General features: G+C 57.4%; 18 protein-coding genes. 7 read left to right on the top strand and 11 right to left on the bottom strand.

Annotated elements, in window-relative coordinates:
* Positions 1-219: 219 nt before the first annotated feature.
* Positions 220-447 (top strand): SlyX family protein, encoded by a 228-nt coding sequence (locus tag ACMGG1_RS00905; protein WP_020837259.1) that lies wholly within the window; start codon positions 220-222, stop codon positions 445-447.
* Positions 448-507: 60 nt separating this feature from the next.
* On the opposite strand, the gene slyD is transcribed toward ACMGG1_RS00905, so the two are convergent.
* The 4 genes from slyD to kefG all read right to left on the bottom strand — a co-directional run bounded on the left by slyD (position 508) and on the right by kefG (position 3,806).
* The gene (gene slyD, locus ACMGG1_RS00900) at positions 508-1,104 is read right to left on the bottom strand and encodes a peptidylprolyl isomerase (RefSeq protein WP_020837261.1); all 597 of its coding nucleotides are present in this window, start codon (positions 1,102-1,104) and stop codon (positions 508-510) included.
* Positions 1,105-1,225: 121 nt separating this feature from the next.
* Complete coding sequence (locus ACMGG1_RS00895; protein WP_004951224.1) at positions 1,226-1,429, bottom strand: YheV family putative zinc ribbon protein; 204 nt, start codon at positions 1,427-1,429, stop codon at positions 1,226-1,228.
* Between the two features lie 14 nt (positions 1,430-1,443).
* Complete coding sequence (kefB, locus tag ACMGG1_RS00890; RefSeq protein WP_048760541.1) at positions 1,444-3,252, bottom strand: glutathione-regulated potassium-efflux system protein KefB; 1,809 nt, start codon at positions 3,250-3,252, stop codon at positions 1,444-1,446.
* A 2-nt stretch (positions 3,253-3,254) separates the two neighbouring features.
* Positions 3,255-3,806, bottom strand: coding sequence for a glutathione-regulated potassium-efflux system ancillary protein KefG (gene kefG / locus ACMGG1_RS00885; RefSeq protein ID WP_041415731.1), 552 nt, complete (start codon positions 3,804-3,806; stop codon positions 3,255-3,257).
* A 133-nt stretch (positions 3,807-3,939) separates the two neighbouring features.
* Between kefG and ACMGG1_RS00880 the strand changes: the two genes are divergently transcribed.
* Positions 3,940-5,853, top strand: a complete 1,914-nt coding sequence (locus ACMGG1_RS00880; RefSeq protein WP_020837266.1) for an ABC transporter ATP-binding protein — start codon at positions 3,940-3,942, stop codon at positions 5,851-5,853.
* A 31-nt stretch (positions 5,854-5,884) separates the two neighbouring features.
* Here ACMGG1_RS00880 and tauD read toward each other — a convergent pair whose 3' ends face one another.
* The 6 genes from tauD to ACMGG1_RS00850 all read right to left on the bottom strand — a co-directional run bounded on the left by tauD (position 5,885) and on the right by ACMGG1_RS00850 (position 10,957).
* Positions 5,885-6,733: a taurine dioxygenase gene (gene tauD / locus ACMGG1_RS00875; RefSeq protein ID WP_260629821.1), complete on the bottom strand. Its 849-nt coding sequence runs from the start codon at positions 6,731-6,733 to the stop codon at positions 5,885-5,887.
* On the bottom strand, positions 6,730-7,566 hold the full coding sequence (gene tauC / locus ACMGG1_RS00870) for a taurine ABC transporter permease TauC (RefSeq protein WP_020837272.1): 837 nt from the start codon (positions 7,564-7,566) through the stop codon (positions 6,730-6,732). The genes tauD and tauC overlap by 4 nt, the downstream gene beginning before the upstream one ends.
* Positions 7,563-8,330, bottom strand: coding sequence for a taurine ABC transporter ATP-binding subunit (gene tauB, locus ACMGG1_RS00865; RefSeq protein WP_020837273.1), 768 nt, complete (start codon positions 8,328-8,330; stop codon positions 7,563-7,565). Before tauB ends, tauC begins: the two co-directional genes overlap by 4 nt.
* A 9-nt stretch (positions 8,331-8,339) precedes the next feature.
* Positions 8,340-9,335, bottom strand: coding sequence for a taurine ABC transporter substrate-binding protein (gene tauA / locus ACMGG1_RS00860; protein ID WP_020837275.1), 996 nt, complete (start codon positions 9,333-9,335; stop codon positions 8,340-8,342).
* A gap of 226 nt (positions 9,336-9,561) precedes the next feature.
* Positions 9,562-10,344 (bottom strand): PhzF family phenazine biosynthesis protein, encoded by a 783-nt coding sequence (locus tag ACMGG1_RS00855; protein ID WP_020837277.1) that lies wholly within the window; start codon positions 10,342-10,344, stop codon positions 9,562-9,564.
* A gap of 10 nt (positions 10,345-10,354) precedes the next feature.
* Positions 10,355-10,957, bottom strand: a complete 603-nt coding sequence (locus ACMGG1_RS00850) for a LysE family translocator (protein WP_414161102.1) — start codon at positions 10,955-10,957, stop codon at positions 10,355-10,357.
* 119 nt (positions 10,958-11,076) lie between these two features.
* On the opposite strand from ACMGG1_RS00850, the gene ACMGG1_RS00845 reads away from it, so the two are divergent.
* The 3 genes from ACMGG1_RS00845 to ACMGG1_RS00835 all read left to right on the top strand — a co-directional run bounded on the left by ACMGG1_RS00845 (position 11,077) and on the right by ACMGG1_RS00835 (position 13,308).
* Positions 11,077-12,057 carry a hydrolase gene (locus tag ACMGG1_RS00845; protein ID WP_020837284.1) on the top strand — a complete coding sequence of 327 codons (981 nt, stop codon included), beginning with the start codon at positions 11,077-11,079 and terminating at the stop codon, positions 12,055-12,057.
* A complete protein-coding gene (locus ACMGG1_RS00840; protein WP_020837285.1) occupies positions 12,054-12,287 on the top strand; it encodes a YheU family protein in 234 nt (77 codons plus the stop codon). The genes ACMGG1_RS00845 and ACMGG1_RS00840 overlap by 4 nt, the downstream gene beginning before the upstream one ends.
* A gap of 151 nt (positions 12,288-12,438) precedes the next feature.
* Complete coding sequence (locus ACMGG1_RS00835) at positions 12,439-13,308, top strand: phosphoribulokinase (RefSeq protein ID WP_020837286.1); 870 nt, start codon at positions 12,439-12,441, stop codon at positions 13,306-13,308.
* A 36-nt stretch (positions 13,309-13,344) separates the two neighbouring features.
* Here the strand turns inward: ACMGG1_RS00835 and ACMGG1_RS00830 are convergent, their stop codons facing one another.
* On the bottom strand, positions 13,345-13,752 hold the full coding sequence (locus ACMGG1_RS00830; protein WP_020837287.1) for an OsmC family protein: 408 nt from the start codon (positions 13,750-13,752) through the stop codon (positions 13,345-13,347).
* A 379-nt stretch (positions 13,753-14,131) separates the two neighbouring features.
* Between ACMGG1_RS00830 and crp the strand changes: the two genes are divergently transcribed.
* Both crp and ACMGG1_RS00820 read left to right on the top strand, forming a co-directional pair.
* Positions 14,132-14,764: a cAMP-activated global transcriptional regulator CRP gene (crp, locus tag ACMGG1_RS00825; protein ID WP_004718520.1), complete on the top strand. Its 633-nt coding sequence runs from the start codon at positions 14,132-14,134 to the stop codon at positions 14,762-14,764.
* A gap of 52 nt (positions 14,765-14,816) precedes the next feature.
* Positions 14,817-16,892 carry a YccS/YhfK family putative transporter gene (locus ACMGG1_RS00820; RefSeq protein ID WP_041415732.1) on the top strand — a complete coding sequence of 692 codons (2,076 nt, stop codon included), beginning with the start codon at positions 14,817-14,819 and terminating at the stop codon, positions 16,890-16,892.
* Positions 16,893-16,913: the final 21 nt, after the last annotated feature.

Below are 16,913 nucleotides of genomic sequence, written 5' to 3'. Positions count from 1 at the left end.
GTGCTACCCGTATGATAAGTCAGATTTTTCCTGCGCCCGTGGTATCCACAGTAACAAAAACCGCCACACCGAGCGCTCTATTTTTCAGCACTTTACACAGTGCACCCGCGTTTTCCGTCTGCCCCCGCACACAGCGGGGTGAAATAGCGCAGCGCAAAGCCGTCGGCAGCTGTTACCATAGCGTCAGATTCAGGATTTAACCGCGTCAGAGGTAGCATCATGCACAACGCCGATATCCAAAGCCTGTTACTGCGGCTTGAAGAACTGGAAAGTCGTCAGGCCTTTCAGGAAGTCACTATTGAAGAGCTCAATCAGACCGTGGTGAAACACCAGCTTGAAATGCTGAAATTGCAGGATCACCTGCGCGTGCTGACCGACAAGCTGCGATCGACCCAAACGTCGATGATCGCGTCGCAGTCGGAAGAAACGCCGCCGCCACATTATTGATAAGCCATAAAAAAGGGCAGCCTGAGGGCCGCCCTTTTTTATGCCGTTACTGCGCCGCGATTAGTGGCAGCCGCAACCGCCGTTACCACAACCGCCTTTCTTGGCCTGACCGTGATCATGCGCGTGGTCATGGTCGTGATCGTGGCCATGGCCGCCGCAGCAACCTTCACCGTGTTCGTGGTGATGATCGTGCTCGCCGTGTACGTGGCCGTGCGCCAATTCTTCAGCGGTAGCTTCGCGGATCGCGACAACTTCTACGTTGAAGTTCAGGTTCTGACCAGCCAGCATGTGGTTACCGTCAACCACTACGTGATCGCCGTCCACTTCGGTGATTTCGACCGGCACTGGGCCCTGATCGGTGTCAGCCAGGAAACGCATGCCAACTTCCAACTCGTCAACGCCCATAAAGACGTCTTTCGGCACGCGCTGCACCAGGTTTTCGTCGTAGTTGCCGTACGCATCGTTAGCGCCAACGTTAACGTCAAAACGATCGCCCGCTTCGTGGCCTTCGAGTGCTTTTTCCAGACCTGCGATCAGAGAACCATGCCCGTGCAGATAGTCCAGCGGCGCACTCACCGGAGACTCATCAACCAACACACCGTCTTCTGTACGTACTTGATAAGCCAGGCTGACCACCAAGTCTTTTGCTACTTTCATGATATCTCCTACCGTTGGATACTTGGACGCAGCCGTCATGAGGCCGCGCCTTTACCGGACAGATTGTATCGGAAATCTGCCCCGCTGTACCCTCCAGCATAAAAAAACGCGCTCGATAACGCTATTCCGGATGGAAAATACCGATCACCTGCTCCTGCGGCCGGACGTGCTTTTCCACCTGCTGTTCGGTCTGCCGCTGATGATGGCCGCACTTGACGCATTCCACCACTTCGACCTGGTCTTCACGCCAAACGGCCAGCGTATCCATAGCCTTACAGCTTGGGCAGACCGCCCCGGCGATAAATCTTTTCCGTGTTGCAGACATCTCAGTGCTCCAAATTATTCGTATTCATCCCAGCCGTCGAACTGGCGACTCTCTTTTTGCATTTCCCGGTGGAAAAGTTCTTCCAGCTCGCGCCGCGCTTCCTTCACGCGGGAAATTTGCGCCACATCACCGTGATGCGGCGGCATCAGCTCACGCAACATCCGCATATCCAATCGACGGAAGTGCTGCTGTGCGCGATAGGCCTGATGAGGATGCATGCCCAGTTCCATCAGTGCCTTGCGCCCCAGTTCCAGCGCACTGGAAAAAGTTTCGCGACTGAACTGCTTGACCCCTGCCTGCAACAACTCATGCGCTTCCACACGGCCGCGCGCCCGCGCCAAAATACTCAGCTCGGGAAAATGCTGCTGGCACAGGCGGACAATTTCCATGGTGTCTTCCGGCTCATTACAGGTGATCACAATCGACTTTGCCTTCGCAGCGCCGGCCGCACGCAGCAGTTCCAGCTCGGTGGCGTCACCGTAATACACCTTATAACCATAGCGCCGCAGTACGCCGACGGCGCTGACATCGCGCTCCAGGACGGTAATGCGCATCTTGTTGGCCATCAGCAGGCGGCCGATCACCTGACCAAAACGTCCGAAGCCCACGATGATCACCTGCGGATCGTCGTCTTCCACATACGGGGTCTCTTCGTCCTCATCCCGGGCGTTATAACGGCGCACCAGGATGCGATCGATAATCTGCATCAGCAGCGGCGTAGTCATCATCGACAGGGTCACCACCACCAGCAACAGCGCAAGCTGATCGGGCTGCAACACCTTCTGCGCCCCCGCCGCCGAAAACAGCACGAAGGCAAACTCTCCGCCCTGGCTGAGCACGCCGGCAAACTGCAAGCGCACTGAGCTGCGCAGGCCGAAAATGCGCGACAGCGAGTACAGCACCCCTGACTTAATCGCCACCAACAGCACCACGCCCAGCAGCACTTCGGCCAGATGGGTATAGAGTACGCCGATATTCAGCGCCATGCCCACCGAGATAAAAAACAGCCCCAGCAGCAGCCCTTTGAAAGGCTCGATGGAGATTTCCAGCTCGTGGCGATATTCGCTTTCGGCCAGCAGCACGCCGGCGATAAAGGTCCCTAGCGCCATAGAAAGACCAAGGGCATCCATAAACATCGCCGCCCCCAGCACCACCAGCAGGGCGGCAGCGGTGAAGATTTCGCGAACTCCGGAAGAGGCGATATAGCGAAACAGCGGACGCAGCAAGAACCGTCCGCCGATCAGCATGCCGCCGAATGCTGCCACCTTGAGTGCAATTTGTGCCCAATCATCGCTGCTGCCGCCGGCTCCGGCCAGGATCGGGATCAGCGCCAACGCCGGGATCACCGCCATATCCTGGAACAGCAGCACCGAGAACCCCAACTGGCCGCCTTCGTTGCGGTTCATGCCCTTCTCGCGCATCAGTTGCAGCGCCATCGCGGTTGAGGACATCGCCAACCCGATACCGCCAATCACGGCGGCCTGCCAGGCAAAATGCGTCAGATAAAGCAGCGCGCCCAGCACGGCGGCGGTGATCAGCACTTGCCCGGCACCGACGCCAAAGATTGAGCGCCTGAGTTCCCACAGCTTGCTCGGGTTCAGTTCCAGCCCGATGATAAACATCAGGAATACCACGCCCAATTCGGAAAAGTGCAGGATCTCGTCGACGTCGCGAATGAAACCCAATCCCCAGGGGCCAATGGCAATACCGGCAATCAGGTAACCCAGCACCGCGCCAATCCCCAGGCGTCGGGCAATCGGCACCGTGACCACGGCGGCGAACAGAAACAGTAAAATTGCGGTCAGTAACGTTGAGCCTTCCATGTTTACCTTCCTCCGTGCGGCAACGGGTTACGCAGCCAGTCGCCATACGCCGTGGCATGGTTTTCCAACACTTCCGGCTTTTGACGGCGCGCCCAATACACCAGCATCGGCGTCAGCCAGTGCATATGACACATGGCGGCGGTCAACTCAAACGGCCGCAGAATATCTTCCATCGGGTAGCGGTTATAACCGCCGGTACGATAGGCCCCCTCCGGTTCCCCGGTGGTGATCACCGAACGCCAATACTTTCCCGCCAGCGCATTGCCGCCCATGCCGCTGGCAAAACCACGCGACAGCACGCGGTCCAGCCACTCTTTCAACAGGGCCGGACAACTGTAGGTATAGAGAGGATGTTGAAAAACAATGACCTGATGTTCACGCAGCAGTTGTTGTTCGTGGTGAATATCGATAAAAAAATCAGGATAGTGCGCGTATAAATCGTGCACGGTGACATGTTCCAACTGCTGTGCCGGTCGAAGCAAAACCCGATTCGCGACCGAGTCCTGGGATTCCGGATGGGCATACAGCAGCAAGACCTTGGGCGGCTGCGACATCATTCCCCTCCAAAGCGTCGTCAGGGTAGCGGTTTTCCGTTACCATGCTCCGCAAAGACTAATAATAGGACAGTCTGTGTCCTGTTAACTTAGAATCCATTCAATTTAACATACTCTGAACATACGGCGCTTTATGATTGTATTCTCCTCGCTACAAATCCGACGCGGCACCCGCGTCCTGCTGGACAACGCCACGGCGACGGTTAATCCAGGTCAGAAGGTCGGCCTGGTGGGTAAAAACGGCTGTGGCAAATCTACGCTGCTGGCCTTGCTAAAGGGTGAGATGGCCGCAGACGGCGGCAGCTACACCTTTCCAAGCAACTGGGCCCTGGCCTGGGTAAACCAGGAAACGCCGGCGCTCGACGTGCCGGCACTTGAGTATGTTATCGACGGCGACCGCGAATTCCGCCAGCTTGAAGCCGACCTGCAGCTGGCAAACGACAAAAACGACGGCCACGCCATCGCCACGCTGCACGGCAAGCTGGATGCCATCGACGCCTGGACCATACGCTCCCGCGCCGCCAGCCTGCTGCACGGCCTGGGGTTCTCCAACGAACAGCTGCTAAATCCAGTCAGAGCCTTCTCGGGCGGCTGGCGTATGCGCCTGAACCTGGCGCAGGCGCTGGTGTGCCGTTCTGATCTGCTGCTGCTCGACGAACCGACCAACCACCTGGATTTGGACGCGGTGATCTGGCTCGAGCGCTGGTTGAAAGGCTACCCTGGCACGCTGGTGCTGATTTCGCATGACCGCGACTTCCTGGATCCGATCGTCGATAAAATTCTGCATATCGAACAAGAGACCATCAACGAATACACCGGCAACTACTCCTCGTTCGAACGTCAGCGTTCGACCAAGCTGGCCCAGCAGCAGTCGCTGTACCTGAACCAGCAAGAGAAAGTGGCGCATCTGCAAAGCTATATTGACCGCTTCCGCGCGCAGGCCACCAAGGCCAAGCAGGCGCAGAGCCGTATCAAGATGCTCGAACGCATGGAACTGATCGCCCCGGCCCACGTGGATAACCCGTTCAGCTTCAGCTTCCGCCAGCCGGAAAGCTTGCCAAACCCGCTGCTGCGTATGGAGAAGGTCAGTGCCGGCTACGGCGACAAGGTGATCCTGAACTCGATCAAGCTGAATCTGGTGCCCGGCTCACGCATTGGCTTACTGGGCCGTAACGGCGCCGGCAAATCGACCCTGATCAAAATGCTGGCCGGTTCGCTTGAACCGTTGAGCGGTGAAATTGGCCTGGCAAAGGGCATTAAACTGGGTTACTTCGCCCAGCATCAGTTGGAATTCCTGCGGGCCGATGAATCGCCTCTGCAGCACCTGAGCCGCATCGCCCCACGTGTGCTGGAACAACAGCTGCGCGATTACCTTGGCGGCTTTGGTTTCCAGGGCGATAAGGTCACTGAAGCCACCGAGCGGTTCTCTGGCGGCGAGAAAGCGCGGCTGGTATTGGCGCTGATCGTCTGGCAGCGCCCCAACCTGCTGCTGCTCGATGAACCGACCAACCACCTGGATCTGGACATGCGTCAGGCGCTGACCGAAGCGCTGATCGATTTCGAGGGTGCGTTGGTGGTGGTCTCGCACGACCGTCACCTGTTGCGCTCTACCACGGACGATCTCTATCTGGTGCATGATGGCCAGGTGGAAGTGTTCGAAGGCGATCTGGACGACTATCAGCAATGGCTGAGCGACCTGCAACGTCAGGAAAACCAGCAGGACGCCCCGGAGAAAGAGAACAACGGCAACAGTGCGCAGGCACGTAAAGACCAGAAGCGTCGCGAAGCCGAGTTCCGCAGCCAGACTCAGCCACTGCGCAAGCAAATTGCCAAGCTGGAACAACAGATGGAAAAACTGGGCGCCGAACTGGCGGCGGTAGAAGAGAAGCTGGCGGACTCCGCGCTGTACGACATCAGCCGCAAGGCCGATCTGACTCTCTGCCTACAGCAACAAAGTCAGGCCAAGTCCGCCTTGGAAGAAACGGAAATGACCTGGCTGGATGCGCAGGAGCAGTTGGAACGCTTTACGCAAGAGTTCGAATCCTAAGGGCTACGGGGCGGCCTGCCGCCCCTGCATGTCACCCCTTGTAAAAGGGTTTATCCCCCAAGATGGTCGCACGGTGCATAATGCGCCGCTGTGGCAGATAATCCGCGTTGGCGTAATGTTGCGTCACGCGGTTATCCCAAATGGCGATGTCATTTTCCTGCCAGCGCCAGCGCACCTGGAACTCCGGCTTGGTAATGTGAGCAAACAGGAAGTTCAGCAGCGCGTCACTTTCCTTCGGTGCCAAATCAACAATTCTGGTCGTGAAACCTTCGTTGACGAACAGCGCCTGCCGGCCGCTGACCGGGTGGGTACGTACCACCGGGTGCAACAGCGGTGGGTTTTTCTGTACCGCCAACTGCCAGCGCTGATGTTCCTCTTCGCTGCCGCGGTGTTTGTATTCCGGGAATGATTTGGTGAAGTCATGCTCCGCCTGCAGGCCCGTCAACAACTGCTTAAAAGGGGCGGACAAGGCTTCATAAGCCGCGATACCGCTGGCCCACAGCGTATCACCGCCGGTGGTAGGCAGTGTTTTCGCGGCCAAAATCGCCCCCAGCGGTGGGTTTTCGATAAAGGTCACGTCGGTATGCCAGTTATCGTTGTCCGGCGGATTATTGTCATGGGTATCCAGCACGATAATCTCTTTCACATCGGCGGCTTGCGGGTAAACCGGATGGATGTGCAGATCGCCAAAGCGGCCGGCCAAATTACGCTGTTGCAACGGCGTGATCGGCTGATTGCGCAAGAACAGCACCTGATGTTTGAGCAACGCGTGGTAGAGCTGCTCGAATTGACCGTCGCCCAGCGGGCGCGCCAAATCAACATTCTCCACCAGCGCACCGATATAAGGCCCCAACGGGGTGATACTCAAACGTTCGTTCATTGCTGTACTCCATGCCACGGGGTCAATCGGCGCTGCAAGGCACGCAGCCCCAGTTCCAGCCCAAATGCAATAATCGCAATCACACCGATACCGGCCAGCACCACATCGGTGGCCAAAAACTCTCCGGCGGATTGCACCATAAATCCCAGACCGCGCGTGGCGGCAATCAGTTCTGCTGCGACCAGCGTCGACCAGCCGACCCCCAGCCCAATACGGATACCGGTTAAAATCTCCGGCAAGGCGCTCGGCAGCACCACAAAACGCAGCACCTGCCAGCGGTTGGCGCCCAGCGCGCGCGCCGCGCGCACCCGAACCTGAGCCACGCTACGCACTCCCGCCACGGCGGACAGCGTCACCGGGGCGAAAATCGCCAGATAAATCAGCAGGATCTTCGAAGTTTCACCGATGCCGAACCAAATCACCATCAGCGGTAAATAGGCCAGCGGCGGCACCGGGCGATAAATTTCAATCAGCGGATCGAGAATGCCGCGTACCGTATCGTTCAGCCCCATGGCAATACCCACCGGCACCCCGATAATCACCGCGGCCAGCAACGCAACCAGGATGCGCCCCAGGCTGGCGGCCAGATGCTGCCATAGCGTGGCATCCATAAAACCCTGCGGGCTGGCTATGGTGATCAACTGATGCAGCACCTGCTGCGGCGCCGGCAAGAACAACGGGCTGATCAGGTTCAACGCGGTCACGCCCCACCAAATAGCCAGCACCACCAACAGGGTGGTGCTGCTCAACCAGACGTTGCGTGGCACGCTAAAGCGTCGCGGTGCCGCAGCCTTCGGCTGGGCAACCTCTTTAAGGGCAGAATGCAGGCTCATAACAAGGCCTCACGCTGTTGGAAGACTTTACCCAGCACGTATTCGCGCTGGGCGATAAATTCAGGATCAGACTTGATCGAACGGCAAGGCTCACCGTCGGCATAGCGTTGGCCGAAATTCAGCGCCAGACGCTCCACCACCTGCCCCGGCCCCGGCGACAGCAGCAGCAGCTCACTGGCAAGGAACACCGCCTCTTCAATATCGTGGGTAATCAACAACACCTGCTTGCCGGTATCCCGCCAGATGGTCAGCAGCAGTTCCTGCATTTGTTCACGGGTGAAAGCATCCAATGCACCGAACGGCTCATCCAGCAACAGCAAACGCGGATTGGCCGCCAGTGCGCGAGCTATGCCCACGCGCTGGCGCATGCCACCGGAAAGCTGCCAGATGAAGTGCTGATCATAACCGGCCAAACCGACGCGCTGTAACATCTGCAGCGCCACTTCACGACGCTGCGGCTTGCCGACTCCGGCCAGCTGCAAGCCAAATTCGACGTTATCCACCACGTTACGCCACGGCAGTAAACCTTCATGCTGGAACACCACGCCCCGCTCGGCTCCGGGGCCTTTTACGGGAACTTCGTCAAGCGTGATGCTGCCAGCTGAAGGCTCGATAAACCCGGCGATCAAATTCAGCAGCGTGGTTTTGCCACAGCCCGAAGGGCCAAGCACCACCACCAGTTGTCCAGCGTCAATCTGGAACGAGACGTCGCGCAGCGCAGGACGCCCCTGGTACTCTGCTGAAAGATGGTTAACGTTTAGCATTCTGCTCCCTTACGACTGCGGCGCAGCCTGCACCTGTTTCACAAAGCGATCGGTGACATAGGCACTGTAATCGCTGTCGACCTGGGGAATTTTGCCCTGCTGTTTGAGGAACTCGGCGGTGTCATGAATGGCTTTGTCCACCGGCTGACCAAGCTGGGTGATCTGTTCGGCGACCGGCAGGTAAGTATTGCCCTGCACCAGCACCGGTATCTGCTCTTCCGGCACGCCGCTCAACCGGGACAGCGTGCTGAGGTTGCCCTTGTCCTTCAGCCACTGTTCCGGCTGCGCCAAATAGGCTTTTTGGGCGTTCAGTGCGCTGGCGGCAAAGGCCGTCACCACTTCAGGATGCTTCTCGGCAAAGTCCTTGCGCACTACCCAAACGTCGAGCGTCGGGGCGCCCCATTGTCCGACCTGGGCGGAATCCGTCAGCACCTTGCCCTGTTTAGCCAACTCATTGACCACCGGGGCCCAAACATAGGCGCCATCGATATCACCGCGCTGCCAGGCCGCGGCGATGGCCGGCGGTTGCAGATTGAGGATTTTGACCTGCTCTGGCTTGATACCCCAGTGCTTCAGAGAAGCCAACAGGCTGTAGTGCGTGGTTGAGATAAAGGGTACGGCGATGCGCTTACCGATCAGATCCTGCGGGCTTTTAATCTCTTTTTTCACCACCAGCGCTTCGGAACTGCCGAGCTGGGAGGCGATCAAAAACACTTCGATAGGCAGTTTTTGGCTGGCGGCCACCGCCAATGGGCTGGAACCGATGTTGCCAATCTGGACATCCCCGGAAGCCAATGCGCGCAGCACGCTGGAGCCACTGTCGAATTTGCGCCAGTCAACGGTAGCGCCGGACTGTTTGGCGAAGCTGTTTTCCGCCTGCGCCACCTTGGCGGGTTCCGCCGAAGTCTGGTAGGCCACGGTCACGTCCACCGCATAGGCGCTGGCTGTGCCGAGTGACAACGCCAGTAGTACCGCGCTGCGTAATGCAAAGAGTTTGCTCGCCATGATCGCTCCGTTGATAAAAGTCTGTTCAGTTGCTGACAGTTTTATCCGAGCGTTGGCGAGCTATAAAAGAATAAAAAACTCTGCGTTATTACTTATGGGAATATTTAATCAAATCATCCCGATGTGGCGGAATCCCTCCAGGGAATCTTTTAGGGGCCCGCGTCAGTGTTCTCACATTAAGATAAAAAGTCACGGGCGGTGGCTGGTTGAAACGAACCCCATCTGCTTACAGGCTCAGTTCGCCACGCAAAAAAATCTGCGCATAGCCGCCTATCAGGGTACGGTCGCCTTTCAGTTCGCAGAACAGCTCACCGCCGCGCGCCGAAATCTGCCGCGCGTGTAATTGATGGCGGCCGAGACGGGCGCTCCAGTAAGGCATCAACGTGCAGTGTGCAGAGCCGGTAACCGGATCCTCACCGCCGTCCAGCGTGAAATAGCGCGAAACGAAATCCACCGTTTCGCCCGGTGCGCTGGCGATCACCGCGCGCCCGGCCAAAGTAATCAACGCCGGGATATCCGGCTGCAACGCTCGCACCTGCGCTTCGTTTTCCAGCACCACCAGCAGCGCATTGGCTTGCCACACTTCCTGCGGTTCAACGCCCAATAGCGCGCTCAGCCCGGCAGGCGTCGCGATTTTTTGCGGCGGTCGGGACGGAAAATCCAGGATCAAGCGTTCGCCATCTTCGGCGTCGCGCTTAACGTACAAATCACCGCTTGCCGAACGGAAACGGATATCCTGCAACGCCGGATTGACCGCGCTGAACATCACGTGCGCCGCCGCCAGCGTGCCGTGGCCGCACAGATCCACCTCACGATGGGGAGTAAACCAGCGAATGGCCGACATATCGCCATCGTCCCAGACGAAGCTGGTTTCAGGCAGGCTCAGCTCATTGGCGATCGCTTGCATCTCGGCGGTCGACAACGGCTGTTTCAGCAGGCATACGCCGGCCGGATTGCCGCGAAGCCCTTCGCCGGTGAAGGCCACTACGTGGAAGTAATTTTCTGCCATCCGCAACTCCTTAATGCCAGATGAGAAACACACAGGCCGCCGTCAGCAGCCCCATAGACAGATTAAAGATGATCCAGGCCTTTTTGCTGCGTAACAGGCGGCCAATCACCGTGCCGAAGCCGAGCCAAATCACCCCGGCAACGATATTCACCACCAAAATGCCCAGCGAGATCGCCACAATCGACGTGTTGTACCTGTCGCCTGCCAGGCTAAAACTGGCCACCGCCCCCAGCGCCATCAGCCAGGCCTTGGGATTAAGGAACTGCAACAGCCAGCCCTGATACAAGCGTATCGGTTTGGGCGGCGCCACGTCGGTCTCCAGCTTTTCATAGGCGGCAGTGGCCACTTTCCACGCCAGCCATAACAGGTACAGGCTGCCGAGGATTTTCAGCACCAGGTGCAGCGCAGGATAAACCAGGATCAGGCTGCCGACCCCGAACGCCACCAGCAGCAAAATACTTTGCATCCCCAGCATGATGCCTATCATCAACAGCAGCGAGCGCATAAAACCAAAATTGGCGCCGGAGGTGGTCAGCAACATATTATTAGGGCCTGGCGTGATTGCGGCGACCCACAGGAAGCCTAACATCGAAAGAAATAAACTCGGTTCCATGAGGTGGGTGCTCCTCACCCAGGGTGATTTTTTGCAGTATTATTGTCAGTTCAGGATAGTGAAGCTAACAGCGCACTATTAATCCCACAATAGCCGCCAATAAGATTTTTACTCAGGTTATGCATGAATCCTTTCGCCCTTTGACCGGGGCCAGTAATCCGCATCTGCAGACGCTGCTGCCAAGGCTGGTGCGCCGCCGCGTGCAGCTAAAACCACATTGGCAACGGCTGGAATTGCCCGACGGCGACTTTGTCGATCTCGCCTGGAGCGAAGATCCGGCTCAGGCTGCCGGCAAGCCGCGCGTGGTACTGTTCCACGGACTGGAAGGCAATTTCTACAGCCCCTACGCTCACGGTCAGCTCAGCGCCTGGCGTGAAAAAGGCTGGCTTGGCGTGGTGATGCATTTTCGCGGCTGCAGCGGCGTACCGAACCGCAAGCAGCGCATCTATCACTCCGGAGAAACGGAAGATGCGCGTTTCTTTCTGAGGTGGCTGCGCGCAACCTACGGCGAAGCCCCCACCGCCGCGGTCGGGGTCTCGCTCGGCGGCAACATGCTGGCCTGCTACCTGGCACAGCAGGGGGCGGACAGTCTGCTGCAGGCGGCTGTCGTGGTTTCAGCACCGCTGATGCTGGAGCCCTGTTCGTGGCGTATGGAACAAGGCTTTTCGCGCGTTTATCAGCGCTATCTGCTTGGGCAACTCAAACAAAATGCCACCCGCAAGCTGCTGCACTACCCTGACACGTTGCCGCTCAAGCTGCCGCAGCTCAAAGCGTTGCGCCGGATCCGCGACTTTGATGACGCCATTACCTCGCGTATTCACGGCTTCAGCGACGCCAGTGATTATTATCGCCGTTGCAGCGCCCTGCCGCTGTTGCCGGCGATCCAGACGCCGTTATTGATCATCCATGCCAAAGACGATCCCTTTATGACCGACGAAGTGATCCCCGAGGTCACCACGCTGCCGCACAACATTGAGTATCAGTTGACCGAGTTTGGCGGCCACGTCGGTTTTGTCGGCGGCACCTTGAAACACCCCCAAATGTGGCTGGAATACCGTATTCCATCCTGGCTTTCCCCTTATCTGGACACAACCACGTGATTATCCCCTGGAAAGAACTGGAAACTGAGACCCTAAACAGCCTGATCGAGTCCTTTGTGTTACGCGAAGGCACCGACTACGGCGAGCACGAACGCTCGCTGGAACAGAAAGTGGAAGACGTGCGCCGCCAGTTGAAAAACGGCGAGGTGCTGCTGGTTTGGTCAGAACTGCATGAGACCGTCAACATCATGCCACGCGGCCAGTTCCGCGCCGGGCAGGAAGAAATTTAGTGGCGATCGGTTCTATGACTGACGGAAAAAATCAGGTAACAATGGGTTATTGCAAACCAACGCGCGGAATTTTGCCCTTGGCGAAAGGGCGTCAAACAGACCAATAATCATATCTGACGCCTGCGCATTTAACACGGAGTGACCTACCACCATGTCCGCCAAACATCCCGTTATCGCAGTGACCGGCTCCAGCGGGGCCGGTACCACCACCACCAGCGTGGCGTTCCGTAAAATCTTTCAGCAGTTGAACATCCGCGCCGCCGAGCTGGAAGGCGACAGTTTCCACCGCTACACCCGGCCGGAAATGGACGCGGCGATCCGCAAAGCGCGCGATCTCGGCCGCCATATCAGCTATTTCGGCCCCGAAGCCAATGACTTCGGCCTGCTGCAACAAAGCTTTCTCGACTACGGCAAAAACGGCACCGGTCGCTCACGTAAGTATCTTCATACCTACGATGAAGCGGTACCCTATAATCAGGTTCCCGGCACTTTCACCCCATGGGAAGCTTTGCCGGCACCGACCGACGTGCTGTTCTACGAAGGGCTCCACGGTGGCGTCGTGACCGAACACATCGACGTGGCCAAACACGTCGATCTGCTGGTCGGCGTAGTACCCATCGTGAATCTGGAATGGATCCAGAAGCTGATCCGCGATACCGGTGAACGCGGCCACTCCCGCGAAGCGGTAATGGATTCGGTGGTTCGTTCGATGGAAGACTACATCAACTACATCACGCCGCAGTTCTCACGTACCCATATCAACTTCCAACGGGTGCCGACGGTAGACACCTCCAACCCGTTCGCCGCCAAGGCTATCCCTTCGCTGGACGAGAGCTTTGTGGTGATCCACTTCCGCGGGCTGGACCAGATCGACTTCCCTTATCTGCTGGCAATGCTGCAGGGATCTTTTATCTCGCATATCAATACGCTGGTGGTGCCGGGTGGCAAAATGGGGCTGGCGATGGAACTGATCATGGCGCCGCTGGTACAGCGACTGCTGGAAGGAAAAAAAATCGAGTAATCTACGGGGCGCGGTACAACCGCGCCCCTTTATCCGTTACGCCAGGTCGCGGATTTCAAAACTGTGGGTCACGCTGGCGGCTTTGCTCAGCATCAGTGAAACTGAGCAGTATTTCTCGGCTGACAGGTTGACCGCACGTTCCACGATCTTGTCGCTCAAATCTTTGCCGGTCACGATAAAATGCAGGTTGATGTGGGTAAACAACCGTGGCGCTTCTTCGCGGCGTTCAGAGGTCAGTTTCACCTCGCAATCACGCACGTCGTTGCGTCCTTTTTGCAGGATCGACACCACGTCGATAGCACTGCAGCCCCCTACTGACATCAGCACCATTTCCATCGGACTGGGCGCTTTATCGCCAGCGTTGCCGTCCATCAATACCTGATGGCCAGACGCGGATTCACCCAGAAACGTCAGCCCTTCCACCCACTTAACTCTTGCCTGCATGCTGGTCACTCCGGTTAATTTCTTAAAATCAGAGTACGCTTTCGCATAGAAACTGGCAACGGAACCTGATGCTAATCATGCTGAAGCGAGACAACACGAGACACCCGCCTCACTCTGTGCTACAAACAGAGCCGCAATAAATCTTTCCGGGACACTGATTTCAGGGAAACTCCCAGGGAAAGGCTCCTTTACCGGTATGTTAACAGAATGTAGCTTGCAGCTCTCCCGGCAAGTTAATATGCTAGAGCGACAGCGTATATTTATGACACGCCTCAAAACCTGCTGATAGCCACCATTAAAACAACGGCGACAGCACGTTTTACAGGGAACTCTGACCCCTGTGACACAAGGCAGCGATAACAACAGAGGATAACAGCGAATGGTTCTCGGCAAACCGCAAACAGACCCTACTCTCGAATGGTTCCTGTCTCATTGCCATATCCACAAATATCCATCCAAAAGTACGCTGATTCACCAAGGTGAAAAAGCCGAAACGCTTTACTACATCGTCAAAGGCTCCGTCGCGGTGCTGATTAAGGATGAAGAAGGTAAAGAGATGATCCTGTCCTACCTTAACCAGGGGGATTTCATCGGCGAGCTTGGATTGTTTGAAGAAGGTCAGGAGCGTAGCGCCTGGGTTAGGGCGAAGACCGCCTGTGAAGTGGCTGAAATTTCCTACAAGAAATTCCGCCAGCTGATTCAGGTAAACCCGGACATCCTGATGCGCCTGTCTGCCCAGATGGCAAACCGCCTGCAGATAACCTCTGAGAAAGTGGGTAACCTCGCCTTCCTGGACGTTACGGGCCGCATCGCGCAAACCCTGCTGAACCTGGCGAAACAGCCTGATGCCATGACCCATCCGGATGGCATGCAGATTAAAATCACCCGTCAGGAAATTGGCCAGATCGTCGGTTGCTCTCGTGAAACCGTGGGTCGTATTCTGAAAATGCTGGAAGATCAAAACCTGATCTCCGCTCACGGCAAAACTATTGTCGTTTACGGCACCCGTTAATCACTGAAAAAACGGCGCGATAATTCGCGCCGTTTTTATGCCCCGATTTATCATGTGGCGCCGACTGATTTATCATCCGGAAGTCAACTATGCACTGCGACAAACGCTGGTGCTGTGCCTGCCGGTTCTGCTCGGGCTGCTGATCGGCCAACTGCAATACGGCCTGCTATTTTCCCTGGTTCCCGCCTGCTGCAACATCGCCGGGTTGGACACGCCCCACAAACGCTTCTTTAAACGCCTGATCGTCGGCGGCTCGCTCTTTGCGCTTAGCAGCCTGCTGCTGCAACAGGCACTGCTGTGGCAAGTACCGCTGCCCGCATTGATGCTCGGTCTGGCACTGTTGCTTGGCGTCAGCGGCGAAATCAGCCCACTGCACGCCCGCCTGCTGCCCGCCGCGCTGGTTGCCGCCATCTTCTCCCTCAGCATGGCCGGTACGGTGCCGCTTTGGCACGCGCCGGTGTTATATATCGTGGGTACCGCCTGGTACGGCCTGTTTACCTGGTTCTGGTTCAAGCTGTGGAAAGAGCAACCGATGCGCGAGTCGCTCAATCAGCTCTATCTGGAGCTGGCGGACTACTTCGAAGCCAAATATTCGCTGTTGACCCAGCACACCGATCCGCAGACCGCCTTACCACCGCTGCTGGTGCGCCAGCAAAAGGTCATGGACCTGATCACCTTGCTGTATCAGCAGCTTAATTTTCTGCCCCATGCCAGCAATCTCGAACAAAAGCGCCTGCAACGCACCTTTCAGGTCGCGCTGGATTTGCAGGAACATATCACCGTCAGCCTACACCTGCCGGAAGAGGTCCAAAAGCTGGTAGAGCAGAGCCAGGCCGAAGCCATTATCCGCCGCAATGCACAGGTGATTGCCAATCGGCTGCGCACGGTAGCGCACGATATCCTCTATCATCAGCATTCTCAGCGTTTCAACATGGATCATGAGCTGGCAGCCCTGGAAAAAGTGGCGGCGCAACACCCGGACAACCCGGTCGGCCAATTCTGTTATTACCACTTCAGCCGCATCGCCCGCCTGCTGCGCACCCAGCACCCACTCTACCGACGCGATCTGATGGCCAATCAAAACCGTCTGCCATTCTGGCCCGCGCTGGTCAGTTACCTGTCGTTCAAATCCAACGCCCTGCGTAATGCGGCTCGGCTGGGAGTCACCCTGGCGGCGGGCAGCAGCCTGGGGATGATATTCAATCTGCCAAAACCTTACTGGATCTTGCTGACCATCATGCTGGTGAGCCAAAACGGCTACAACGCCACCCGGGTGCGCATCCAGCACCGTGCGCTCGGCACCCTGGTTGGGTTGGTGATTGCCGCCGGGTTACTGCAGCTGCAGCTGCCCGAGGCTGAGACGCTGGGCGTGATGCTGGTGATCACGCTGCTGGCCTATCTGGTTTCACGTAAAAATTACGGGCTGGCGGTAATTGGCTTTACGGTGACGGCGGTTTACACCCTGCAACTGTTGGCACTGAACGGCACCCACTTCCTGGTGCCGCGCCTGATCGACACGCTGATCGGCTGCGTGCTGGTGTTCGGCAGCACCATCTGGCTGTGGCCACAGTGGCAAAGCGGTCTGCTACGCAAGAACGCCCATCAGGCGTTGGAAAACGATCAACAGGCGCTGCGCCTGTTGCTGGAAGAGCAAGAACCCGATCCCAGCGCGCTGGCTTATGCCCGCATGCAGGTCAATCAGGCGCACAACGCGCTGTTCACCTCACTCAATCAGGCGATGCAGGAGCCGGGATTTGAATCGAGCTACCTGGCAGATATGCGCCTGTGGGTTACGCACAGCCAGTTTATTGTCGAACACCTGAATGCGATGACCATTCTGGCGCGCGAGCACTATATGCTGACGCCAAAGCTGGCGGAGGAGTATTTGCAGTCTTGTGAAATCGCGCTGCAAAGCTGTCAGCAGCGGCTTGAATACGACGGGCCGAGCAGTGGCAACGGCATTATGCAGCCACCGGATTTGCAGCCGGATATGCCGGTGACTGAAATGGAACGCCATCTGCGGCGGATTTTGTCCCACCTGAGCGTCATGCACACCATCTCGTCACTGGCCTGGCGCCAGCGTCCGCACCATGGTATCTGGCTGAAGCGCAAACTGCGCGATCAATAAGGGCACCCTCGGTGCCCTCAG

It is taken from the genome of Serratia sp. BNK-12 (genome assembly GCF_047456085.1).
Lineage (GTDB): Bacteria > Pseudomonadota > Gammaproteobacteria > Enterobacterales > Enterobacteriaceae > Serratia > Serratia liquefaciens.
Note: the sequence above shows the minus strand (reverse complement) of the source record. Positions and strands in the feature narration are given on the sequence as shown.